Origin of the sequence: Paenibacillus assamensis DSM 18201, from assembly GCF_000422445.1 — a bacterium.
Taxonomy (GTDB): domain Bacteria; phylum Bacillota; class Bacilli; order Paenibacillales; family Paenibacillaceae; genus Paenibacillus_B; species Paenibacillus_B assamensis.
This window is the reverse complement of record NZ_AULU01000006.1, coordinates 314,213-337,720: the sequence shown is the minus strand read 5'-3', so window position 1 is coordinate 337,720 and position 23,508 is coordinate 314,213. Positions and strand designations below refer to the sequence as shown.

Annotated in this window: 22 protein-coding genes; 8 read left to right on the top strand and 14 right to left on the bottom strand. The window is 41.0% G+C overall.

What is annotated here, in order from left to right; genetic code table 11:
- Positions 1-15: 15 nt before the first annotated feature.
- From H580_RS0104490 to H580_RS23360, 3 genes are all read right to left on the bottom strand, one after another.
- Positions 16-213, bottom strand: a complete 198-nt coding sequence (locus H580_RS0104490) for a hypothetical protein (protein ID WP_342663179.1) — start codon at positions 211-213, stop codon at positions 16-18.
- A gap of 120 nt (positions 214-333) precedes the next feature.
- Positions 334-1,026 carry an LrgB family protein gene (locus H580_RS0104485; protein WP_028593720.1) on the bottom strand — a complete coding sequence of 231 codons (693 nt, stop codon included), beginning with the start codon at positions 1,024-1,026 and terminating at the stop codon, positions 334-336.
- Positions 1,023-1,436 (bottom strand): CidA/LrgA family protein, encoded by a 414-nt coding sequence (locus tag H580_RS23360; protein WP_245583487.1) that lies wholly within the window; start codon positions 1,434-1,436, stop codon positions 1,023-1,025. Before H580_RS23360 ends, H580_RS0104485 begins: the two co-directional genes overlap by 4 nt.
- A 151-nt stretch (positions 1,437-1,587) precedes the next feature.
- On the opposite strand from H580_RS23360, the gene map reads away from it, so the two are divergent.
- Positions 1,588-2,334, top strand: a complete 747-nt coding sequence (gene map, locus H580_RS0104475; RefSeq protein ID WP_028593719.1) for a type I methionyl aminopeptidase — start codon at positions 1,588-1,590, stop codon at positions 2,332-2,334.
- A 224-nt stretch (positions 2,335-2,558) separates the two neighbouring features.
- Here map and H580_RS0104470 read toward each other — a convergent pair whose 3' ends face one another.
- From H580_RS0104470 to H580_RS0104455, 4 genes are all read right to left on the bottom strand, one after another.
- A complete protein-coding gene (locus H580_RS0104470; RefSeq protein WP_028593718.1) occupies positions 2,559-3,488 on the bottom strand; it encodes a tyrosine-type recombinase/integrase in 930 nt (309 codons plus the stop codon).
- A 283-nt stretch (positions 3,489-3,771) separates the two neighbouring features.
- Positions 3,772-6,717 carry a hypothetical protein gene (locus H580_RS0104465; RefSeq protein ID WP_051217240.1) on the bottom strand — a complete coding sequence of 982 codons (2,946 nt, stop codon included), beginning with the start codon at positions 6,715-6,717 and terminating at the stop codon, positions 3,772-3,774.
- Positions 6,718-6,975: 258 nt separating this feature from the next.
- Positions 6,976-7,572, bottom strand: a complete 597-nt coding sequence (locus tag H580_RS0104460) for a YqaA family protein (RefSeq protein WP_028593716.1) — start codon at positions 7,570-7,572, stop codon at positions 6,976-6,978.
- Between the two features lie 201 nt (positions 7,573-7,773).
- Positions 7,774-8,214: an Lrp/AsnC family transcriptional regulator gene (locus tag H580_RS0104455; RefSeq protein ID WP_028593715.1), complete on the bottom strand. Its 441-nt coding sequence runs from the start codon at positions 8,212-8,214 to the stop codon at positions 7,774-7,776.
- 137 nt (positions 8,215-8,351) lie between these two features.
- Between H580_RS0104455 and H580_RS0104450 the strand changes: the two genes are divergently transcribed.
- The 5 genes from H580_RS0104450 to H580_RS23355 all read left to right on the top strand — a co-directional run bounded on the left by H580_RS0104450 (position 8,352) and on the right by H580_RS23355 (position 13,687).
- Positions 8,352-8,939 (top strand): DJ-1/PfpI family protein, encoded by a 588-nt coding sequence (locus H580_RS0104450; protein WP_028593714.1) that lies wholly within the window; start codon positions 8,352-8,354, stop codon positions 8,937-8,939.
- 605 nt (positions 8,940-9,544) lie between these two features.
- Positions 9,545-10,594: a lytic polysaccharide monooxygenase gene (locus H580_RS0104445; protein ID WP_028593713.1), complete on the top strand. Its 1,050-nt coding sequence runs from the start codon at positions 9,545-9,547 to the stop codon at positions 10,592-10,594.
- Positions 10,595-10,747: 153 nt separating this feature from the next.
- On the top strand, positions 10,748-11,227 hold the full coding sequence (locus tag H580_RS0104440) for a DinB family protein (RefSeq protein WP_028593712.1): 480 nt from the start codon (positions 10,748-10,750) through the stop codon (positions 11,225-11,227).
- Between the two features lie 312 nt (positions 11,228-11,539).
- Positions 11,540-12,592: a lytic polysaccharide monooxygenase gene (locus H580_RS0104435; protein WP_028593711.1), complete on the top strand. Its 1,053-nt coding sequence runs from the start codon at positions 11,540-11,542 to the stop codon at positions 12,590-12,592.
- Positions 12,593-12,928: 336 nt separating this feature from the next.
- The gene (locus H580_RS23355; RefSeq protein WP_157282689.1) at positions 12,929-13,687 is read left to right on the top strand and encodes a lytic polysaccharide monooxygenase; all 759 of its coding nucleotides are present in this window, start codon (positions 12,929-12,931) and stop codon (positions 13,685-13,687) included.
- 144 nt (positions 13,688-13,831) lie between these two features.
- Here H580_RS23355 and H580_RS0104425 read toward each other — a convergent pair whose 3' ends face one another.
- The 3 genes from H580_RS0104425 to H580_RS0104415 all read right to left on the bottom strand — a co-directional run bounded on the left by H580_RS0104425 (position 13,832) and on the right by H580_RS0104415 (position 17,755).
- The gene (locus tag H580_RS0104425; RefSeq protein WP_028593710.1) at positions 13,832-15,163 is read right to left on the bottom strand and encodes a YheC/YheD family endospore coat-associated protein; all 1,332 of its coding nucleotides are present in this window, start codon (positions 15,161-15,163) and stop codon (positions 13,832-13,834) included.
- A gap of 31 nt (positions 15,164-15,194) precedes the next feature.
- Complete coding sequence (locus H580_RS23350) at positions 15,195-16,181, bottom strand: CgeB family protein (protein ID WP_051217239.1); 987 nt, start codon at positions 16,179-16,181, stop codon at positions 15,195-15,197.
- A gap of 212 nt (positions 16,182-16,393) precedes the next feature.
- Positions 16,394-17,755 (bottom strand): MATE family efflux transporter, encoded by a 1,362-nt coding sequence (locus tag H580_RS0104415; RefSeq protein WP_028593709.1) that lies wholly within the window; start codon positions 17,753-17,755, stop codon positions 16,394-16,396.
- Positions 17,756-18,011: 256 nt separating this feature from the next.
- On the opposite strand from H580_RS0104415, the gene xerS reads away from it, so the two are divergent.
- Positions 18,012-19,082 carry a tyrosine recombinase XerS gene (gene xerS / locus H580_RS0104410; protein WP_028593708.1) on the top strand — a complete coding sequence of 357 codons (1,071 nt, stop codon included), beginning with the start codon at positions 18,012-18,014 and terminating at the stop codon, positions 19,080-19,082.
- Between the two features lie 83 nt (positions 19,083-19,165).
- On the opposite strand, the gene lpdD is transcribed toward xerS, so the two are convergent.
- From lpdD to H580_RS23340, 4 genes are all read right to left on the bottom strand, one after another.
- Complete coding sequence (lpdD, locus tag H580_RS23345; protein ID WP_157282687.1) at positions 19,166-19,675, bottom strand: prenylated flavin chaperone LpdD; 510 nt, start codon at positions 19,673-19,675, stop codon at positions 19,166-19,168.
- Positions 19,676-19,679: 4 nt separating this feature from the next.
- Positions 19,680-20,612, bottom strand: a complete 933-nt coding sequence (locus H580_RS0104400) for a dihydroorotate dehydrogenase (RefSeq protein ID WP_028593707.1) — start codon at positions 20,610-20,612, stop codon at positions 19,680-19,682.
- Entirely contained in the window at positions 20,593-21,297 is a 705-nt protein-coding gene (locus tag H580_RS0104395) for a dihydroorotate dehydrogenase electron transfer subunit (protein WP_028593706.1), read from the bottom strand. Before H580_RS0104395 ends, H580_RS0104400 begins: the two co-directional genes overlap by 20 nt.
- Positions 21,298-21,446: 149 nt before the next feature.
- Positions 21,447-22,079, bottom strand: a complete 633-nt coding sequence (locus H580_RS23340; RefSeq protein ID WP_051217238.1) for a DUF1796 family putative cysteine peptidase — start codon at positions 22,077-22,079, stop codon at positions 21,447-21,449.
- A 210-nt stretch (positions 22,080-22,289) separates the two neighbouring features.
- Between H580_RS23340 and H580_RS23335 the strand changes: the two genes are divergently transcribed.
- Positions 22,290-23,315 (top strand): polysaccharide deacetylase family protein, encoded by a 1,026-nt coding sequence (locus H580_RS23335; RefSeq protein WP_084508926.1) that lies wholly within the window; start codon positions 22,290-22,292, stop codon positions 23,313-23,315.
- The last annotated feature ends 193 nt before the right edge of the window (positions 23,316-23,508 follow it).

Here is a 23,508-nt window from a genome sequence, read left to right as displayed (position 1 = left end):
CATTTATTCTGCTAATTAAGCGTAATAAGCATTCATCAACTGCTGTGTCTCTTGCTGACCTTCTTCTTTAAGAACTCCTTGCTCTGTCCAACAAGTACGACAAGCTTCTTCCGTAGCGCAAAGATGTTTATCATCACACATGTAGCATAATTGAAGGAAGTTACGTGTTACGTTCTGCTCTTTATAGTCAAATGTTGTGAATGTTCTCATCATTATCACTCCTCTTCTGGATTGATTTCACTATACCATGAATGTTAGAATTTTTATGTGAATTAAATCACAATATTAAATCAAAAAATGTGCTTCCCCTTTTCATAAGAAGCACATTCGTTGTTAAGGTATCAACCACATATAGATGGGAACGAATAAAATAGACGTAATGACACCAGCTAAGCCCATGGCAAGACCACTAAAAGAACCCTGCTCTTCCGAATTGGCAAGGCATCTTGCCGTCCCAATGCCGTGAGCAGCCGTTCCCATGGCGAGTCCGATCGACATGTCATCTCGGAAACCGAACTTGTGTAGAATCGTAATCCCGAATACACTGCCGAATAATCCCGTGCATACACTGAATACAGCAGCAAGTTCCGGTACACCTTGCAGCACCTTTGTAATCTCGATTGATATTGGTGAGCTGACGGACTTAGGTAGCATACTAAGTATGATCGCTTGTGAATCTGTTAGAAGCCACAACATAAACGCTACGCTTACGATACCGAGAGTCGATCCGCAGACGATCGAAATAATTATCGGTTTGAGTTGTTTCGCAATTTGTTCCCGATGCTTGTATATAGGTACACCTAGTGCCACGGTAGCTGGTCCAAGCAGCATCGAAAGCCATTCCCCACCAGCGGAGTATGCCTCCAACGGAATGTCGGCCGCGATAATGACAGCGATTAACAATCCTGCACTAATTAAGATTGGATGAAAACTAGGATAACGTCCTTGTACGTAGCGTGCCAATAAATAGGCGCCGATTGTAGCAGCAATACCTGTTATAATAAGAAGTAGCTCACTAAATGTCATAGCATTCTTTCCTCCCTCTTGTTCGTTGGAGAGGAAAAAGACTGTTGAGCCTGTGTAGCATCCATTAGTGGTTGCGACTTCCAGCGACGCGCAGACCATGCAGTAGTAAGTAGGACTGCTGTCGTACTGCCACCGATGCCAACTAAAATGCTAAACCAATGTTCGCCAAGCAATGGTGCAAATGCGATAATGCCTACTACATATGGAATGAAAAACAGCAGCATATGCTTCAATAGGAATTGGGCGGCTTGCTCTACCCATTCTAAGCGAACTATGCGCATATATAATGCAGCTAGAAATAATAGCAATCCTATGACATTGCCGGGTAAAGGAATGTTTCCATTATGCTGGAGCCATACTCCTACGAGATGAAATAAAGCAAGGATGAAAAATCCAAGCAGGCCGTACATACTCCATCACCTTTCTATCGTGTGTTAAACTTGTGTGGGACACAACATTTTCATTATACTACGTTATGGAGAGTACTGTGTAACGATTATCATAACCATGATAATTAACGCTATTTACGAATGACTATATAGATGAAAGAGGAGAATTATTATGATTGTTAAAACAGAACAAGAAATCGCAAGCCTTAAAAAGATAGGACAAATCGTTGCACTGACGATTCAAGAAATGAGAAAGCATACGCGCGCTGGTATCACGACACGTGAATTGGATCAAATCGGTGCACGTGTACTTAGTGAGCACGGAGCATTGTCAGCACCGAAAGTAACCTATGACTTCCCAGGATATACATGCATTAGCGTAAATCAAGAGGTAGCACATGGTATACCAGGTGACTATGTGATTAAACCAGGAGACCTCGTCAACATTGACGTTTCTGCGCAGTTCGATGGATATTTCGCGGATGCCGGTCAGTCTTTTCAAGTCGAGCCTTATGATTCCAAGCTTACTCAGCTATGCGATGATACGTACGAAACGATGATGAAGGTCATCTCCCAACTCAAACATGGCGTGCGCCTGAACGAAATCGGCAAAACCATTCAGCAAGAAGCGAAAAGTCGCGGCTATGCCGTAATAAACAATTTGTGCAGCCATGGCATAGGCAAAGCGCTGCATGAGTATCCGCAGCAAATTCTTCCTTACTATGAAAAGGGTGATAAGCGCACGTTGAAAGAAGGTTTGGTGCTCACGATTGAGCCCTTCCTATCAACGGAAGCAGACTTTGTACTACAGCAATCAGATGGATGGACACTCAAAGTTCCTGACCAGAGCTTTGTTGCTCAATTTGAACATACGATTATCATTACAAAGGACGAACCAATTATCTTAACGGTTGTCTAGTCTGAAGTGCAGTAAGCTGATCAATTAGAACACCTATATAAATGAAAATATGTCCCCTTACCTGAATAATGAAGGATATACAGTGCTGAACAATCAGCACCCGCATTGGCCCCTTCACTTCCTAAGGGGACTTTTTTCTGTACAACGATTCAGTCATGCACAATGAATATGCCTAACCGTTGTTGTTTAGTTAATACCCTCATTAATAAATATAGCATCTGTATCTACATCCACATTGACAACTTCTGTGCTGCTTCCTCTTTCTGCTTATCACTAACATGCGTATATACCGTCGTCGTCTGAATAGACGAATGACCGAGCATTTCCTGAACGGTTCGAATATCTGTCCCGCTGCGTACAAGCATCGTAGCAAAAGAGTGCCGCAGTTTATGACAGGAATAAGAGCGTTTGCGCATCGTAGTTGCTTGCCCCATGTCTTGTTGAAAACGTGCAAAAGTCTGCTCAGCGATCAGCTGAATGTTCCGAATTGATAGACGCCTTCCCTGTTGAGATACAAATATAGCATCTTCACCAGCACGTCTTGGTTGCTTCCGTTCTTGCAGCGCTTTATTTAATTGCTGAATGACTGGCTCTGGCAATGGTATCGTTCTCCATTTTCTCCCCTTACCGAACACTTCGATGTAACCACGATCGGGTCGATAATCAGACAAGTTCAAGCGATGAACTTCACTCACGCGCAATCCCCCATAAGCCATCAGCATCAACACCGCCATATTTCGTTCACGGTACTTTCCATCTGTAAGCTGTACGACACTTCGCAGCTCTTGCGGTTCCAAGTAGATAGGAGCTCGATTCATTTCTGTCTTCGACTTCTTCACCTGCAGCGCAGGATTCGTCTCTGCCAAGTCAAACTCATTTAACGCCCGATAGAAACTGATAAGTGCACAGTGCTTACGATTACGTGTTGCATCACTGACCCCAGCTGCTTTTACTTGCGATAAATACGAGACAATTTGCAGCTTTTTCGCATCCTGCACACGTTTGCCTTGAAGACTACGCAAGAAACTATACAAGTCTCCCATATAATTGCGTTCCGTATAGACGGTGTATCCCGCGTTTGACATCCACAAACGAAAAGCTTCGATCTCTTCGGTGTAATGCTCGGTCAGTTCTGCTCTCGTCCAACTCTCCATCGTGTTCTCCTTTCTGCTATAACTCTCCTTATTCCTATTCGAGTTGAGCTCTATTTCCCTACTATATCAACGCAAAAGCGCATGAAAATAACTGCATATAATCATTATTATACGCAGTTTTAGTTTGTGGGCGCAAATTATTTGTTTTATGAGGCGTAACACGTGTTTAAAACATCAATAATTTGGAATATCCCCTTTATTCTATCACCGTCCAATTCTCACGTTCCCTGTACAACCAAGAGGACTACCCAAGTACGGAACCCAAGTAGTCCATCTTTTAATTTCACCTTTCGGTAGCTAATAAGGAGAACCTTGTTCCTGATTCTATACTTCTACCATGTATATCCGTTGCAATCGTGTATAGTAGATTTTCTCCTTCCTGAAGATCTTGGACCGTCAACGTACGCCATAATAACAGACCAGACTGTCTGCCAGAAATTCCGCTGTGCGCATCCCATGCATAGTGAAATGAATCAAGCGGCAAGTCTCTGTTGTTGAGAAAGACTGCTACAGTCGGATATCTATGGGGGTCATCACGCTCTCCTCTTTCGAGACCGACATAATGGAGAACCACTTCTATAGATCGAGAACTCCGTTCCTCTTCGGCTGGCCTTAATACAATCAAAGCATCAAATGTGGAGGTTTGAATATCGGGTGCTAAGCTGCGGTTCACCTTAAACTGATCTATAATTTGCGGTATTAAGACTTCAAACTCTGCAATGCGCTTAAGTTGCTGGATTCCGGGAAAAGCATACTGCAATATGCTGAAATAACGCCTCTCTAGTTCAATTGGTGAAATAACTCCACCTATAGCACGTAATATTTGACTAGGCGTCAATGTAAACTGACCTAAAGATATTACACGACTAACAGATGGTTTAACCAAACCCTCACCCTCACCACTTCCAGATTGTATGGCTGAGCTTGGTTGATCTAACACAAAAGGGAGTTTAGGGAGATCAGGGAGGCTAATGGTCACATCAAGTTTGAAACGTAATCCCGCTCCTAATTTTTTGACTTCCTTCTCAATAACACTAATTACATATTTAACAAATTCATTCACATTATTAGGCACACTCATAATTTGCAATACTTTTCCAGGATCGAATAGTAGACGATTCAATGCGTCATTGATAGGCTTCATTAGTTGATTGGCAACTACCTCTCTTATAACACCATCCACCGCTTTTTCAACAAGACTTCGAAATTGAGAAGGGACTTTTTCTATAGCTTTATTAATTACTTCATTACGAATAATCCCGGTTAAAAGATTAGCAATATTCATTTGAATCAACATAATGATTCTTTCCTTTAAACGGTCCATTTGAATTTTAAAAATCGCAATCAGCCGTTCTAATTCCTCTTTAAGATAATCTAAGAAAGCCCTCAAAACCGCTCCGATAATACGACTTACAAATATAGGGGCTTTAGTCGCCAACACACTTAACATCAACTGATAACATTCATAAACTTTATCCAACCGTGGCATCCAGCTTGTATTTCTAAGATTGTCTACATAGGAAGATATTGCAGCCCCACCAATAGGCGTAAAAACATCGAATATTCTATCAAATAGCTTTTGTGGAATAAAGTCTCCAAATAATTTAGCTGCTTCTTGGAACCCCGCCTCCAAAGGTTTCCTCATATAAGATTTGCCCGTTACTCGGAGAATATCTTGTACTTGAACACTATTGAGCTTTTTACTTGCATCACGAAGCAATCCACCAATATCCTGTTGTATCTTCATGACGATACCATTAAATATTCGGATAACATTGCGCCCGATTAGAGTTAGTAACACGGATGATACTGCTTCGCGTATTAGTTTTCTATCATAATTAACTTCGTTCAAAATATAGGGAAAAGTTACTTGCGTTGCTAGCTCTATACCTGGAATACATGCGCTTCGCATCAGGGTACCTAGTTCCTTATTAGTCGCGAATACTTTATCCAATGCGCTTACAAATGAAGGAGACTTAATCACCTCAGCAACAAATGATTTCAGTCCAGCTGCCAATCGCCGCATAAGCTCTACTTCATTTGACTCAGAAGACCTCGTATAGGCAAACATGGCTCTCATGCTTTCTTCCGCTCCGCCTGGAAATGCATTACTAAATATATTGGCAACGATTTGGATTTCCGTTGTTTTCGCTAATAGTTGTTGTAGAGGCTTGCCCAGTAAATATTGAGTAATTATTTCGATTGAAAGCTCCGCGTCTGGTTTACGTCCTAGTTGGGTATTCATATTTCTTCTTATCTTTTCTGACGGCTTGGTACTTAGAGGACCACTGAACTTAAATGGCTCCGTTAGCTTACTCATCTGACTATTTAGTAGTTCGCCTAATTGTCCTGCCGCCCAACGGGTAGCTTCATCCTGTACATTAGCGAGCTTGCTTATGATCCACCGTTGTGTTTCTTGTAAAATAATCGTAATACTCCGAGTAATGGCTTGTTCTTTAGACAACTGTCCGATTTCAAGTGCTAATCTTGTAGTAGCAACAATTGGGGCTTGTAATGAACGGATGAGAGATAGTTGGCTGGACGATAGACCACTTTGCTCTGCTCTAGCAATCATTTTTGATACAGCCAAATCAGAATAGCGGTATATAAGTTTTCTTGGGCTATCAAAATTAACCTCTACATAACCTCGATATCCTGCCCCAACCTTAAAACCATATCCAGCCTCAAATACCATATTAAAACCTGGCTTAATGTCCTCATCATCTGAGAACAAAGAGCCTGTAGCAACTAGGTTGGCATAAGCCATTATAGCGATTGCAGCTTGTGCGTAGAGAACGCCATTAATCCTAATTTCCTCAAGAAGCAAGTTAAAAAGCTCAGTAGGCGTGCCCTTCATATCAGGCAACTCAGTTACAATTTTTCTGAGTTGCTCGATGTTTATATTCGGTTTGAGTCCAATACCTGCTGCAACTCTAGCTATTGCTTGTAGTCTAACGGCTACCCCCGCCTCTTCTAGCATATCAAGCGGACTTTGAGCCTGAAACTGAACTTTTGCTTCACCTGTAATGTCCGCAAAGATCGGCACATTCTTCATCTTGTTAAATAACGCGGACACTCCAACCCCTGCTGTTTCTTGAAAACTTACTCCCCTCCTTACCTCTACATTGGATTTAAATTCAACTAACGATCCCCCTGCAACGCTGCTCCAAGGTACAACTTTTTTAGATTCATCGGAAAAAATCTGGCGTTTGGGATTAGTTTCAGACAAATATCCCACCTCTTTCCACAAACAAAATCCTCTAATATATATGATCAGAGAAATAAATGATGTTATGGAATGTTCTGAAAGCAACTTTTTGCCGCCTCACATCTTGATGATGATCCATATGGATCTACCCAATGAAGTATCATTAGATATAATTTCATGTAAAATAAACCCTCATTTTTAGGCTAAGCCAAAATAAAAAAACTCGCCCCCACAAAAGGAAGGCAAGTTTTACTGTTATTTTTCATTTTACATATAATCTTACTTCGACTCACTGCTAGCATTCATTTGCGCTTTCTTTTTAGCGCGAAACTTGCGGAATATAAACCATACGATTGCAATAACTACAAATAGTACGGCACTGATGATTGTAAAATATTCATTAATTACATTTTCAGCTAATGAGCCGTAAATATAAAACAAAATCCCTACAATATAAAACTTAGCTGCTCGTCCGATCGCCGCGTACCCCATCAATTTCCACAAAGGGAAATTGGTACTGCCTGAAAGAATGGTAAAAATTTTAAACGGAATAGGTGTAAATGATCCTAGAAAAATAGCAGCTTCCCCATGACGATTAAACATCTCCGTTGCAGAATCGATCCATTCTTTTTTAAGGATTTTATTCAAAAACGATCGTCCTGCCACTTTCCCAATCCAATATCCAATTGGCGAGCCCAATAAACATCCAATAAATCCAACAGTAGCCAGCCATAGTGCATTGGAAGGATCAACTATACTTAGGGATACTTGTGTAAAGAAGGCTGGAATCGGGAAAATAATCGCATCAATGAAAGCATGGATCATCATACCCCATATCCCGAAATCTTCCAGGAATTTCAATATAGAATCTACCATTCAGTTGTTTCGCTCCTCAAATTTGTCTGTATTTATATTTCCAACGATATGTTTGTTTCTGTTCCCCATTTATTCGTTCATTGCAAATGCTTCCCTCTTTATCATATGAGGCAAAAATGAACAAAAATCCAAGAAAAAATGATTTTACTCTCAAATTTTCCTGAACAAACCTTCATAACCTCTATCTTACCATAGATACAGTTAGAGCTCCTCAACTATATATTGACTTCTTACCTTTTTTTCATGGGATGAGAGGACAATATTCGTTGATGGTGTTCCATACTTCATTGCTTCATCAATGAAATGCTCCAAACTTTCTACGGAATGCGTAGCTACTTTTGCAATATAGCTTATTTCCCCTGCTACGCGATAGCATTCCATAACATCAGGATGATGGTTACAAAAATGAGATAGCGCCTTACAATCTTTAGATTCGAACAAAATAAGCGCCATGATGCCACGATCTAGCTTCTTTAAGGACACACTCGCGTGATACCCTTCAATTGTATTGTTATCTTCAAGCTTTCTTACTCGCTCAATGACAGCAGGTGATGATAAATGAACGATCTCCGCCAATTCTTTCATGGAAATTTTAGCATTCTTCTGCAGCTCTTCTAGAATTTGCTGATCAATTTTGTCCAAATCTATCCCTGCCTTTCTTTATAAAGCATTTTAAGGCAATAACCGTTGTAAGTAAAGTAACGCCCTATGTTAACCATATTCAACTCATGTGTTGCATCATATTTATGATTTAAAATAATGAGATAGGAGGCGATCAGATGAAAAAAGTATTATTGCTATTAGCCGATGGATTTGAAGCAGTGGAGGCTAGTGTATTCACTGATGTTTTTGGTTGGAACAAATGGGAAGGTAATGGAGCCACAGAATTAATCACCGTCGGCTTGCGACAGCAAATTAAGTGTACTTGGAACTTTACGATTCTCGTTGAACGAGTTGTAGATGAAATCAATCTTGTTGACTTTGATGCACTTGCTATTCCTGGAGGATTTGAAGAGGCTGGTTATTACAAAGATGCCTATGATGAAAGATTTCTCGAAGTCATAAGGCACTTTCATGCTAACCGCAAACCAATTGCTACTATTTGCGTGGCTTCCTTACCCTTGGGTAAAAGTGGAGTTTTGCAGAATAAGCGGGCAACTACGTATAGTCATCCAACAAGTCGCCGCAAAGAACAATTGCTTGCATTTGGAGCAAATGTACAGCATTCACTTGTCGTTCAAGATAGTCATATTATCACATCATCTAATCCAGCTACAGGCTTCGATGTTGCGTTCCTTCTACTGGAGACTCTAACATCTATAGAAAATACTAAACGTGTTAAAGAATTAATGGGATTTAATAATTAATGATAAAAAGGAGCTTATAAAACCGAAAAGATAGTTATATATGCTCCTTTTATCTCTCCTTTTTTATGCTTTCGCTCCCCAAGATAAGGACTCGCGGTCTATTTCAATGTAGGTTAAGATTTTGTAAACTAATACCAACAAGTAGGCAATTTACCGACTTAACCTATTATAATCCTCGACAAGCTATTACTTGACTGCTATGAATGATAACGTTTAAATAAGTAGGCAACTTAGAGCGGGCATCAGCTGCTATGCAGTTTTCCACAAGACGTGCTTCTCGTTTCCCCTGCCCGTCCCACATCCAAATCACCATGATTCCGATCATTCAAGATAACTTTCTTCACAAGATTATACTAATTACTAGATGATATTTTCTTTAAATAAGGTTCACAACTCTAGTTGTATGATCTATAATAAGATCACTTTATGAAAGGAGGTGAGTATGAACATAGTTGGCTATTAATTAATAGGAGGTGCATGAACCACATAAATGAAATTATTCATAGCACGCTTTAACATCATCTTTTACAGATACTAATCACATAAGCCACAAGTGCTCTGAATTCCATTCCAATACCCAAATCCATGTTAGGAGGAATAATAATATGATACAAACACGTACTTTATTAAATCCTTTCAAAAATGTTCCATTTCTTGCGGCATTCGCAATGACATTGTTACTCGCTCTTGTTTCTGTCGTGTACGCTGAACAAGCTTCTGCACATGGTTATATCGAATCTCCACAAAGCCGTTCTTACAAATGTAAATTAACGACCAACATTAACTGTGGAGCAGTGCAATATAATCCACATGACCTCGAAGGACTTAAAGGCTTCCCTGCAGCAGGTCCAGCAGATGGCCAAATTGCTAGTGCAGGAAGATCTGCGTACAGCGCGCTAAATGACCAATCGGCTACTCGTTGGGACAAAGTGACGCTAAATGGCGGAGCAAATACATTTACTTGGCATTTAACAGCTGCACACGTTACAACCGATTGGAAATACTACATCACGAAAAAGAATTGGGATCCTAGCCAACCGCTGAAACGTTCTGACCTTGAATTGTTCTGTTCTGTATACGATGGCGGTGCTAAACCTCCACAAAAAGTTTCTCATTCCTGTAACGTTCCTACTGACCGCTCAGGATATCATGTTATTCTTGGAACTTGGGATGTTCATGACACAGCTAACGGATTCTACCAAGTTATCGATGTTAATTTGATCAACAACGGTTCTGGCATTCAATTACCAACTGTTCCTGGTAACATTACATCTATTGTTCAAACACTTAACAGCATTACATTAAACTGGTCTGCTTCCACTGCATCTTCTGGCATTAGCTACTATGAAGTATTCCGTAACGGGGCACTTGTTGGTTCCCCTACTTCAACTTCTTTTGTAGACACTGGCTTGCAAGCTAACACTTCCTACACATACACAATTAAAGCGGTAGACAATTCTGGCAATAAATCTGCTGCCTCTTCACCTGCATCGTTCACAACGAATAACGGCGGCGGCACGACTGCTCCAGCATGGAGCGCAACTCAAGTATACCTTGGCGGAGCCAAAGTTTCTTACAATGGCGCTATCTATGAAGCGCGTTGGTGGACACAAGGCGAGACTCCAGGCGTAGCTGCAGTTTGGAAAAAACTCTAGTATGTTATAAACAACAAACAACCTTACTTCTTTTTTGAGGTAAGGTTGTTTTCTACTGCTCTACTTTTTACATGTATATGCATATCGATCACACCAATCTATTACATTAATGTGGTATGGCTCGCCATTCATAAGTACTAAAGGAGTGAAATAATGAATGCAATCGATTTAATCATATTTAATTTGGAGGAAGTTAGACGTAGAAGTATAAAAGTATGGAGAGCTATCCCCGATGAAATGCTGCATTGGAAACCTGATGAGAAAGCCTTTACATGTGCGGAAATGATTAGACATATCGTACAAGCTGAATTTTTGTATCACCATGTACTAATAAGTAGAGGGGGTACAGCATTAGCAAATTTGCATAATCCTTTCGAATCGAAACCATTCATTTCTGTACATGATGAGCTCGAGTTCTCACAGCCTTATCACGAGGATTTTTTGGAGTATGTAAAAACTATTCCTATCAACGATTTAGAACATATTCAAATCGACCTATATGATCTAGGTGGTTTTATTAGACCGCTCGGGGATATGCTGCTCCGCATTGCTTACCACGAATCTGTTCACACAGGCCAGTTGTTAGACTATATGAGAACAATGGGAATTGAACGACCAAAAATATGGGACTAATTACTGGTTTATATTTTGACTATCGTTATTGCAAGCAAGTTTCATCTTTTTACATATGTTTAGATTTATTCTTAAATAAAATTATTTACAAAAGGAAGTTCACAACTCTATTTCCATGATCTATAATATAAACATTGTGAAAGGAGGTGTACATCGCTAGCGCTTCTAACTTGAAGGAGGTGTCGTGTACTCGTTAAATGCAGCTATAATCATAGCATGCTTTTGCATGATCCCTTAATAGGGAGTAGTGGCACACATGCATGAGCGCCTTTGAACTCATTTTACCCAAACCATGTTAGGAGGAATATTAATATGATACAAGCACGCACGTTATTAAACCCTTTTAAAAATGTCCCTTTTCTAGCGGCATTTGCTATGACTCTTCTACTTGCTCTTATCTCGGTAGTATTTGCTGAGAAAGCTTCTGCACACGGTTACATTGAATCTCCACAAAGCCGCGTTGTAAAATGTAATAAACTTATCAACCTTAACTGCGGGGATGCACAATATAATCCCAATGATCTAGAAGGTCTTAAAGGCTTCCCAGCAGCGGGTCCTGCTGATGGCCAAATTGCTAGTGCTGCTAAACCAGCCTACGCTGCACTTAATGCGCAAACAGATACTCGTTGGCATAAAACAACGATGAATGGCGGACCTAACACATTCACTTGGTTCCTGACTGCTAATCACGCTACTACGGACTGGAAGTATTACATCACGAAACCTAGCTGGAATCCTAACCAACCTCTAAAGCGTTCTGATCTCGAATTATTCTGTACATTCACTGATGGCGGTGCAAAACCACCAAAAACCGTTTCCCATACATGTAACGTTCCTACTGACCGCTCTGGCTACCACCTCATCCTCGGAACTTGGGATGTTCATGATACTGCAAATGCCTTCTACCAAGTCATCGACGTGAACCTAGTTAATAGCGGTACAAGCCCTCAATTACCATCTGTTCCTGGCAACATTACTTCTATCGTTCAGACTCTAAACAGCATCACATTGAACTGGTCTGCTTCCAATGCATCTGCTGGTATTAGCTATTATGAAGTATTCCGCAATGGCACACTTGTAGGCTCTCCTACTTCACCTTCTTTTGTAGACGCAGGCTTACAAGCTAACACTTCTTATACGTACACAATCAAAGCTGTAGACAATTCCGGCAATAAATCTGCTGCTTCCGCAGGCGTGACGTTCAAAACTTTAGCGAACGGCGGTGGCACAACAGCACCTGCTTGGAGCTCTACTCAAGTTTATTTGGCAGGCAGCAAAGTTTCTTACAATGGCTTTACCTATGAAGCTCAATGGTGGACGCAAGGTGAAACTCCTGGTGTTGCTGCCGTGTGGAAAAAGCTCTAACCTAAACGAATCATTACCCAAAACAACCTTGCTCCTTTTTCAAGGAGAAGGTTGTTTTTATTCCTTATCATCCACTTTTGTTTAATCTATTAAAAGCTTCAATCTATTCATCTAAAAATTTATATAAATGGAAGTTTCCTTCTTCAATTCTATGATCTATAATAGAAATAATTAAGAAAGGGGGTGCATCGTTAACGAATGTATGAAGGAGGTGTCGCAACAACCTGAAAGCGATTACAATCCAATCTCTATAGCGCAGCTTCCACACACAGGATGATATACGCGCTGCCTACCTCGTTTTTACCCACCCAAACCCATTTTAGGAGGAATTAGAATATGATACAAACTCGTACATTGTTAAACCCTTTTAAAAGCATTCCTTTCCTTGCAGCATTCGCAATGACACTTCTACTGGCTTTGATTTCTGTGGTGTTTGCTCAACAGGCTTCAGCACATGGTTACATTGAATCCCCTAAAAGTCGCTCATATAAGTGTAATCAGCTTATAAATGTCAATTGTGGACAAGTCCAGTACAACCCACACGATATTGAAGGACCTAAAGGCTTTCCTACAGCTGGACCTGCAGATGGTCAAATTACAAGCGCTGGCAGAGGAACGTACAGCACACTTAACGCACAAACCTCTACTCGCTGGGATAAAACGACACTAAGCGGTGGACCGAACACATTTAAATGGCATCTTACTACTCCACATGCTACAACAGACTGGAAATACTATATTACGAAGAAAAATTGGGATCCTAACCAGCCAATTAAGCGTTCTGACCTCGAACTCTTATGTACATTTGCAGATGGCGGTGCTACACCAGCCAAATCAGTTTCCCATACGTGCAACGTTCCTACTGACCGTACAGGATATCATGTTATCCTAGGCACTTGGGATGTGTTTAATACAAATAACGCCTTCTATCAAGCAATCGACGTAAACTTGGTTAATAGCGTTACCGCTCTTGAATCTTCATCCACTCCTGGCAACATTGCTTCCATCATTCAATCCCTTAATAACGTTGCATTAAATACCGTTACTTCCAATCAAACAAGCTACTTTGAAGTATTCCACAACAATACTGTGTAGACTTCGCTACTTTTTAACGGCCCTCTAGAGCAAACCTACATGCAGCTCAAATGAGCGGCAAGAATAACATAAGTTCTAATGGTACATCAATAACCTTGCTCCATGAATCGGGGCAAGGTTATTTGATTACTATCAGCTTCATAATTAGAACCCTGCCTGTGTTCGGCAATGTTCCGCAAGCAGTGCTGTAGAATGATTAAGGCGATCTTTGATCTTCCAATGCTTATAAATATGCAGACCTGGCTTAGAGTTGACTTCAAATAACCATGCCTTTCCCTTTTGGTCCACTCCAATATCCAGCGCAACTTCCCCAACAGGCTGCTTGATGCACTTCGTCACCTGATTCGCTACCTGAAGGCTAAGGGCAAGTATCCCTTTCTCAACCGTTGTCGCTTTTGATCCAAACACAGGTTTCAATACTTCTTGCACTGGCTTAACCCATCCGCCATGTGTTGTAACATTCTGACTACCAAAAACATTGGCCCCGATTGCGCTAATCTGCCACTTATGGTTGCCGTCTTTAAAGAGATGTACACGAAAATCAAAGAAATCGTTGTGCAGCTTGGCTAATTGAACATCTGCCTGCACAATGTAAGACGTTCGCATATTTTTGCCTACTATTTCATGATACAGCTTGGAAAGGTCTTTAGACGTAGATACCATATACCTCTTATTAAATCGCGCTTCCTTGATAAAGCCTCCATCGACATCCTTCTTCATTTTATAAATTCCTTTTCCTTGTGAGCCTGTAACTGGCTTGAAAAATACCGCTTGATGGCTAGCAAGCAATTGTGTCACTTGCGTAAGTGTAGGTGCTATAATACTAGCCGGCAAATGTGAGCGAATGGCAGGATGCTTCATTAAATATTGATGGATGGTATCTTTTCGAAAAATAAACGGTGGATTAAATAGCGGAATATGCCGCACACGTGCTTGATGAAGAAACTGCCGAACGTGCGGTCGCTCATATACCTTGTACGGGACGATACGATTATAGATAACATCTGGCATAGGAAGCGGCTGCTTATTCACTCGATACTCGCCAATCGCACTTCGTGACAAACTGCGACCATGAATCAATCCTTTCGACCAGTTCACTTCACTAGGAAGAAACGTCACCACAACACTTGCATGCGTATTCAAGTGTCGCTGCATAAGCCCCGCATGATCTGTGATCCGTGCATAAACAATGCCTATAATAGGTCCGAGCCGCAGCTTACCATTGTAGTATTTTAGATGCAAACTTTGTACAGACGGCAGCAATAGCTTCTTTTGTAGTGTTCTTGATAGTTGAACGGTGCTTGAATTTCCTTGTTTGGTAGAACGAATCACGGCTTTGACATGTCTCCCACCAACCTGCACAACGTAAGACCGTCCGTCTTTCAGCCCCCACCGAGTAAGGAGCGCGTTAGGCAGCATAAGTTCATCAGCGGATGTGCTTACCCACTGTATGTGGACACGTGTAGATCGGCTCAATCGACTCACCTCTTCAGCATCATGCAGTAATCTAAGTAATAGAACGAATAATACGATGCTTCTTTAATATTTGAATGATATAGGCAGCTCGATGCTTGTAAGAGTGTCTTGCTACTGCCCGTAATGCGTGCTGCTGCATTTCTTTTCGTTTTTTCGGATTATTCAAATAATACGTTAACCATTTAAACGTTTCTTGTTCTGATGACGTAACGATACAATCCCTACCTGGCTTGAATCGGCGCCTTACTTCAGGTGTATCTGCTGTAATCATGCAAGCACCCGAGGCCATAATCTCATAGGTACGTTGTGTAAGACGATCTGGAGAATTCTGCGGACAAAGTACAATGTCAGCTGAACTATATACTTTATTTGCTTCTGTATAGGTCAGATAAGGGTGGAGCCATTTGCGTGGAATTGACTGTCTAAACATATCCTTCAACCGGCGCCAATCATTTCCGTATATATTCAGTGTATAGCCTTCGGATAAAGAAGGATTGATCATACGTTTAAGTGTCTTGAATCTGAAGTCGTTCGGTTTTCTGGAGTAATAAGGCGCATATCCATTGGCAACTAGTGCTAATTGTGTTTTATATTTAGGTTGAACAGCTGTTGGATGATGGACACTTCGGTGATGCCCGAAATCTAAATGTGCGGCTGCTATCTTTCTTCGTTTATATTTTGAAACGGATGATCGATGAATCGTAAACACAAAATGAGGTTTTACTCTTCGTATATACGGCAGAGAGAAACGCTTCATAAATCCGGGGTCTTCTGTCGCCCAATAAACATGAGGAACATTGGCAGCCTTCAAATGTTTAGCTAAGAATAGCTGTTTCTCTACCGTATCATTAGTCGGCGTCCAACCCATCGTTATGATTAGTTGAGGACGGAATGAAGCGACCATACGAGGCAGATGTTCATCAGACGTGCAAGTAGCTACTTGATGCCCCAAATCACGAAATCCGTTTGGCAGTCCGTATTTCCACATCGGATGGTCTTCTACAAATAATATCCTCATGCAAGCCTCCCTTCTTGCTACATGAACATCATGATAACGTTTCTATGAGTATATGCCAGCGACTATTACTAGGTAATGGACAATTGCCATACTTTAATGAGATCTATTATTCCATTTGAAAGCCTTACAACATAAAAAGCTCTTTCAAGTTAAAGAATTAACATGAAAGAGCCACTCTACAGATTGTTTTTTCTTAAAGAAGATATTCTACCCTATATGGCCAATTCTCCTTGTTGTGCTTTCCGTTCAATATGAGCCATTCGCAAGAACAATGCCACAGCACCTATTGCCAAGCCTGCAATGAGACCAACCCAATATCCATAAGCCTCAAGCGAAGTAGTCTGAGCAAGTACATATCCTACAGGAAGTCCTACAATCCAGTACGAGCAGAACGCAATAATAAATACCGACTTAACATCCTTGTAACCGCGCAGTATGCCTTGAACAGGTGCTGCCACAGCATCTGATAACTGGAAGAAGATCGCATACACCATAAATACTTGCGTAAGCGCAACAACTTGCGGATCGTTTGAGTATAAACGAGAAATATTTTCATTGAACAAGAATAAAAATACCGCACAAAATACAGACAACGATACCGCAGATAAAATACCGATGCGAGCATATTGCTTAGCATCCTGAATTCGTTTCGCCCCTACTTCGAATCCAATAACAATCGTCATAGACATCGCAATACTGAGCGGTAGCATATATAACAAAGAAGCAAAGCTCAACGCAGATTGATGAGAGGCAATCGTAACGGTGTCGTAATTGCTCATTAATAATGTGACTGCGGAGAATACGCTAACTTCGAAAAATATCGACAAGCCTATTGGCACTCCTATCGTCAGTACCTCTTTCCAATGAGCAAACGATATAGCTTCAAATCGTCCAAGCATTCCTAACGAACGCATCATTTCATTTCGCTTCATTAATATAACCGCAATAATGAAAATGACGATATACGTAATAGCCGTCGCTACTCCAGCACCGACTCCACCTAGTCGAGGCATTCCAAATTTACCGAAAATGAAGCAGTAGTTGAGAAATACGTTGATTGGAAAAGACAATAACGTAATGAACATCGTAATACGTGTTTGCCCTAAGCCATCTATACTGGCACGAAGCACTGTGTATAAAAACAACGGAATAACACCAATACCGAGAGCGGACAAATATTCTCTGGCTACGCGTGCAACCTCTGGCTCAAGCGTCATCCAATTAAATATTGGATCAAGTACAAATGCCCCGATTACAATAACAGCTATACCAACGATAATAGATAAGTAAGCGGCTTGAATAAGGCTTGATGCAATTTTATCTTTTCTGCCAGCCCCTACATGCTGTGCGATAATCGGTGTAACCGCTAGGAAAATACCACTCAATCCGGTGTACACTGGAACCCATATACTTACAGCCATTGCAACTCCGGCTAAATGTTCTGTGCTAAATTGGCCAGACATGATGGTGTCGAAGAAGCCCATTAACTGCATCGTAACTTGCGTAACTAATATGGGTAGTAATATGGCAAGCAATTGTTTAATCTTCTGCTTGCGCGAGTATGTCTGAATCATATGCTGCACCTTTCTCATTTTAATAAGTCGAATATAATACTGTTTTAAACGCTCTACATAGTGTATATGTTTACACATGAAAAAGAAAGAAAATCATGAAAAAAACTGTGATTTTAAAATAATCGTGAAAAGCGCTACAAATCACTCTTCATCGACGCTTTAGCTTTTGATGGAATGCACATATAATAATAGATGTCATCATAGGAATAGGGTTACATGTAAACAGTATTAACTTATGAATTAAAGGAGCAACAACATGTCTATTCAAAAAAGTAAAGATCGCGCACGATTGGATGAGAAACTCCCGTCTATGCCGTGGTTCGTGCAACAATATATCGAATTTAAGCTGCCAGACTTATCTCCCTCTACTTTATTGGAGTATGTAAGGGACTATGAAATTTTTTTCAACTGGTTGATCATAGAAGGAATTAGCAAAGCGACCGCCATGCAAGAAGTAACGCTGTTAGATCTCGAATCACTTCGCATGGAGCATGTTACATCGTTCCGTATTTATCTCACTACGTATAAAGAGCAAACGAACAGCAGAATTACAGTATCTAGAAAGCTATCTTCACTTCGTTCTTTGTTCCATTACTTGAGCCAAATCGCAGAGGACGAGAATTTCTACCCGCTTCTGAAACGTAACATTATGGCGAAAATTGAGATTAAACGAGTAAACAAACCGAAGGATACAGCCGCCAAGCTAAAAGGGAAATTACTCGAAGAAGAAGAACTCGGAGAATTTATCGACTACGTGCGCGAAGGCTATGCAGCAGATGTAGCAACCAATAAGCAAGCCTTATATTCACATGAGCTAAATGCTATACGTGATGCGGCTATCGTCAGTCTAATCCTGAATTCTGGCCTGCGTGTAAGTGAAGTTGTGAATTTAAATGTCGAGGATATCGATTTGAACAATAAGCTTTTGTATGTATTCCGCAAAGGTAACAATGATGAAACATTCAAGACTCCTGTCTACTTCCGTGAACGCGCCAAAATGGATCTTGAGCAATACTTCATGCTTCGTTCTACTCGATATCACGCCCCTAAGCAAGAGAAGGGCTATTTTTTAGCGATCAAAAATGGAGAAAAAGTCGGTAAGCGCATGTCCAAGCGAGCCATGCAGCAAATGATATTGAAATATGCAAAGCTGTTTGGCAAGCCTGCCTTAACGATTCACAAGCTGCGACATTCCTTTGCTACCGATTATTATTTGCAAAATGATATTTACAAAACGAAGGAGCAGCTTGGCCACGCCTCAACCGAAACGACAGAAATTTATGCTCATCTAACAGACAAAACGATGTCTGAGGCTATTGATAAGTAACCGTGTAGATGGTGGACATACAAAGAACTCCCCAACGTTCACTCTTCCTGTGAAGGATTGGGGAGTTCTTTATGTACGCTAATTTACAGTGCTTCTGACAGCGCTCTATGGAAGACATGCCATGCAGCATGAACGACCTGATCAATTTCGTGTTTTTGCAGCTGTTCATAATGAATACCTGCGACTACCGTAACCGTAGTTCCCAGTCGCTTTGCCGCTTCTAGCGCCATTGGCTCAGACAATATTGCTTCTTTATGACCCGGCACAACATGCGTCATCGTATATATCTGCTCAGACGATGCCCCTGCAAGTCCGGCATTTAGACGATCATTCGTATCTTTATCGCTAGCAGTCATTGATATCGGTATCTCATCTTGCGTTAGGCATGTACCATCCATGCTGCGAATACACTCGTCTACATCGGATGTAACGACCGGATTAACATAGTAGGCTGTAGATACAGCCCCAATATGATGATGATGCGTATGCATTCCTCCCGACAACCGAATCAGATAATCTCGACCCAGTTGCATAACCTCACAAGAGATTGTATGTTCCCAGCTCAGTGTTAGCAGCTCGTCTTTATCATTCATATGCTTAAATAATCCCTCTAATTTCATCGAGCGATTGAATATTTTCCAGCTCCATATAGCTGTTAATGCCTGCCAACAATTCTTCCCCAGCACGCAGGTTCATAAAGTTATACGTTCCTATTTGCACAATGGACGCACCTGCCATAATGAATTCGATCACATCAGATGCCGATGCAATTCCTCCCATACCCATGACCGGAACTTCTACTTGTTTAGCCACTTCATGCACCATCCGAAGCGCAATCGGCTTGATAGCAGGACCCGATAAGCCTGCATACATATTTTTGAATACACTTGTACGTTGATAAATATCAATCTTCATTCCTGTGAATGTATTCACTAAAGAGATCGCTTCAGCACCTTCTTCTTCACACATCACAGCCATATGAACGATATTTTCCGCATTCGGTGATAACTTTACAGCCAAGGGCAGCGAAGTCATCTGACGTACTTCTCGAACTACTTCCCTTGCAACTTCCGTCTTAATACCGAATGCTACTCCCCCTTCCTTAACGTTTGGGCATGAAATATTCAATTCTATCATATCTACGGCTCGACGATTTTGCTTACGTCTCTCTTCAGCATCCTGCGTTATTTTCATCGCGCCAAGTACATATTCCTCTATATTACTCCCACCAAGATTAGCGATTTTCACAGGTTCGATCGTTTCCCAAAATCTCATTTCCTCGCGCAGAAATGCATCAATACCTGGATTCTCCAATCCAATACTATTTAACATCCCTCCCGATGTCTCCATAAGGCGGGCGCCGCCATTGCCTTTGCGTGGATGCAGCGTCAGCCCTTTACAAGAAATGCCGCCTAGTTTATTGATGTCGTACATCTTGGCATACTCCTTGCCAAATCCAAAGGTACCAGATGCCATAACTATTGGATTACGGAAGCGTATCCCAGCAACTTCACAAGCTAAACTCTTCATGCCAGTCAACCTCCTCTGCTAAAAATACAGGACCATCTGTACACACTTTCTTATTTCCTTGTTTCGTTGATGTGGAACATCCATAACAGGCTCCGATGCCACAGGCCATCCTTTTCTCAAATGAGACATATACCTTGACATCGAGCCCTTTGGTCAAATTGGCAACCGCCTTCATCATTGCATACGGGCCGCATGTATAGACATAATCGTAGCGGGTCCATTCAATATGCTCCAGAACGTTACCGTTCACACAAATGTGCAGTTCATTTGCATAAGGCTTATATGCCTCCGTTAAATAAGGTTGATCACGAAAGCCTAGAAAAATATCGGGTTTATTGCGGAACTGTTTAGCTGCATATAACAGCGGTGCGATTCCAACACCTCCGCCAATTAATGCAACGCGCCCCGGTTGATTCACGAATCCATTCCCAAAAGGTCCTTCAAGTTGAATGGAATCCCCTGCTCTCAATTTCGCGAACAATCGAGTACCTTCTCCAACCACCTTGTACAAAAATTCAATATGATCATGTTCAACATTGCACACACTGATTGGTCGCGACAGGATCGGATGGTTCTCCCATGCTCGAAGCATAAAAAACTGCCCCATGTTCACTTGAAAATGTCCTTTCACTTTCATCGCGTATATTCCCTCAGCAATGCATTCGTTAGATAAGATTGTGTGCACGGCTATACTCCTTTGTAAGCATTCGACATCTTAACTATGTCATGCTTTAGAAAGGAACAACTGTGAAATGAATCACAGTTTGAATGATGGAATATCGAAAGTTGACAAAGTGTTCAGAATATTAGCAACATATGCTGCATGGTACAGCCCTAATCGTTTACATATATGAAGTTTAAAATTTTGTCCCATGTTGCCTCTAGATACCAAACTGGATCACGAGGTACAAGCACAACACACAAGGATGGATGTTTGTGATGGCAATCCATAATATCAAAAACGTCAGCTTGTCTTATATATAGAAATACATATGATCCTGCCACTTGTTTATCCAATATATGAAGTGTTTCTTCAATTGGATAATTCCCGTTTTCTTCCGTGCGAATAAATAATATTCGCTTACCCGAAGACATGTCATCCAACATTCGCTTAATTCGTCGGTTCAATTTACTCATTACTTCAGGGTACTGTTTTAATTCGGTTAACGTATTTTGATAGACGTCGAAATCATGGACAGAAGAAACCTGATAGAACGTATCTTGTACGATATAATGCGCTTTTTGATAGCTTAGATCACCAGTAACCGTAATATGTTTAAGCGACAAGAAATCTTTAAATTTCGCCTCCAACAGACGGTTGACATCAGGTAAGGATTTAGAGGTCATCCAATCTAACGGCCCACTACATGGGCGAAGATTACGTGATTGAAGTTTGATAGCAGGCAAACATGAAGATCCTAAACTATAAATCGCATCATATCCTCCGCGTACTTGTGCGAGATTCATGACAACACTCTCCCCTATCAATTTATATAGATTATGAAATTCAAAGAGAGGGAGTGTTGGCGTTTGTCGCTTATATAGCGCTTTTCATAGACCATCTTAAGACAATTGACAACAACTGGAGTTGTGAACGGAATCCATCACATGCATATCCCCATTTCTTACAGGACATAACAAGAGAACAGAAGTTTACGGAAAGGAGGGTACATAATTATGCAACGATTGCTTTTTATCATTTTGCTGGGATTAACCTTATCTGGCTGTTCTAACTCGCAGCAAGTACGTCATGATGTTGTATCAACGACTCACGATCTAACAGCGCCTGACACAGCTGTGCAACAGTATAAACCCGAACACCACAATTATTATGTTCCAAAACTTCCGGGTTCAGAATCAAACATTTCAAATAGCAAGGAAAGAAATAAGCTTGATCCACCATTTGCTGCGGAAACTAAGACAGTGAAGCAGCCTGAAAAACAAGTTGCTTTACATCAATCAGCACAACTAAAAACTCGTTCTACACAGCAACGAGCACGACAACAAATCCAAATGAAACAACGCGTGAGCAAGAGATTATCGATTGCTCAATTGCACAATAAATATCCCCAGCTGTTTAAGCTAAGAGGGAGTTCCCAAGCTGGCAAAAAAGTCGCACTAACCTTTGATGATGTGCCTGACCAGACTATTACTCCTGTTATACTCGATATTTTAAAACAAGAAAATATTAAAGCGACATTTTTTCTTGTCGGTTACCGCGCAGAACGCAATCCTGCTATTGTAAAGCGCATGGTGGACGAGGGTCATATTATTGGCAACCATACGTACAATCACCCGCTGCTAACTCGTCAAGACTTGCCCAAATTTATTCGCCAACTAAGACAGACGGAAACGATAATCGATGACATAATTGGCTATAAGCCAAGGTATTTCCGTCCTCCTTTCGGAGAAATTACAGAAGAACAACTTCGATGGGCCGGTAAACATGGGTACATGGTCGTAAATTGGGATGTAGATTCCAATGACTGGAGAGGAATACCAGCTGCCGTTATGGAGAACAATATCATAAACGAAGTGTCTCCAGGGTCCATTGTTCTTCAACATGCAGGCGGAGCGGGTAAAAAAGGCTATTTAGACAATACCGTTAAAGCATTACCATCTATTATTAAACGGCTTAAAGCGCAGCAGTATGATTTTGTAACTATCCCTGAATTATTACATGGTTCAAAAAGCAAAAAATAACATAGTAAAGGACCAATCACAGCATATGGCGTTGGTCCTTTACTATGTTTACATAATATATGTTATGTAAATTATTTATTTACTTAGATTCTCCTTCTCTCTAATAAGTACACTATCATCCATTTCTATTATCTCTTCCAGTCGTCCATACCATTCTAACTAATCCTCATATATTGATAATGGGGGTGATTAG

Bases quoted from the DNA above. Each gene is read 5' to 3' on its own strand.
- H580_RS0104490 (WP_342663179.1), bottom strand. From the start codon at position 213: ATGATGAGAACATTCACAACATTTGACTATAAAGAGCAGAACGTAACA.
- H580_RS0104485 (WP_028593720.1), bottom strand. From the start codon at position 1,026: ATGACATTTAGTGAGCTACTTCTTATTATAACAGGTATTGCTGCTACA.
- H580_RS23360 (WP_245583487.1), bottom strand. From the start codon at position 1,436: ATGTACGGCCTGCTTGGATTTTTCATCCTTGCTTTATTTCATCTCGTA.
- map (WP_028593719.1), top strand. From the start codon at position 1,588: ATGATTGTTAAAACAGAACAAGAAATCGCAAGCCTTAAAAAGATAGGA.
- H580_RS0104470 (WP_028593718.1), bottom strand. From the start codon at position 3,488: ATGGAGAGTTGGACGAGAGCAGAACTGACCGAGCATTACACCGAAGAG.
- H580_RS0104460 (WP_028593716.1), bottom strand. From the start codon at position 7,572: ATGGTAGATTCTATATTGAAATTCCTGGAAGATTTCGGGATATGGGGT.
- H580_RS0104450 (WP_028593714.1), top strand. From the start codon at position 8,352: ATGAAAAAAGTATTATTGCTATTAGCCGATGGATTTGAAGCAGTGGAG.
- H580_RS0104445 (WP_028593713.1), top strand. From the start codon at position 9,545: ATGATACAAACACGTACTTTATTAAATCCTTTCAAAAATGTTCCATTT.
- H580_RS0104440 (WP_028593712.1), top strand. From the start codon at position 10,748: ATGAATGCAATCGATTTAATCATATTTAATTTGGAGGAAGTTAGACGT.
- H580_RS0104435 (WP_028593711.1), top strand. From the start codon at position 11,540: ATGATACAAGCACGCACGTTATTAAACCCTTTTAAAAATGTCCCTTTT.
- H580_RS23355 (WP_157282689.1), top strand. From the start codon at position 12,929: ATGATACAAACTCGTACATTGTTAAACCCTTTTAAAAGCATTCCTTTC.
- H580_RS23350 (WP_051217239.1), bottom strand. From the start codon at position 16,181: ATGAGGATATTATTTGTAGAAGACCATCCGATGTGGAAATACGGACTG.
- H580_RS0104415 (WP_028593709.1), bottom strand. From the start codon at position 17,755: ATGATTCAGACATACTCGCGCAAGCAGAAGATTAAACAATTGCTTGCC.
- xerS (WP_028593708.1), top strand. From the start codon at position 18,012: ATGTCTATTCAAAAAAGTAAAGATCGCGCACGATTGGATGAGAAACTC.
- lpdD (WP_157282687.1), bottom strand. From the start codon at position 19,675: ATGAATGATAAAGACGAGCTGCTAACACTGAGCTGGGAACATACAATC.
- H580_RS0104400 (WP_028593707.1), bottom strand. From the start codon at position 20,612: ATGAAGAGTTTAGCTTGTGAAGTTGCTGGGATACGCTTCCGTAATCCA.
- H580_RS23340 (WP_051217238.1), bottom strand. From the start codon at position 22,079: ATGAATCTCGCACAAGTACGCGGAGGATATGATGCGATTTATAGTTTA.
- H580_RS23335 (WP_084508926.1), top strand. From the start codon at position 22,290: ATGCAACGATTGCTTTTTATCATTTTGCTGGGATTAACCTTATCTGGC.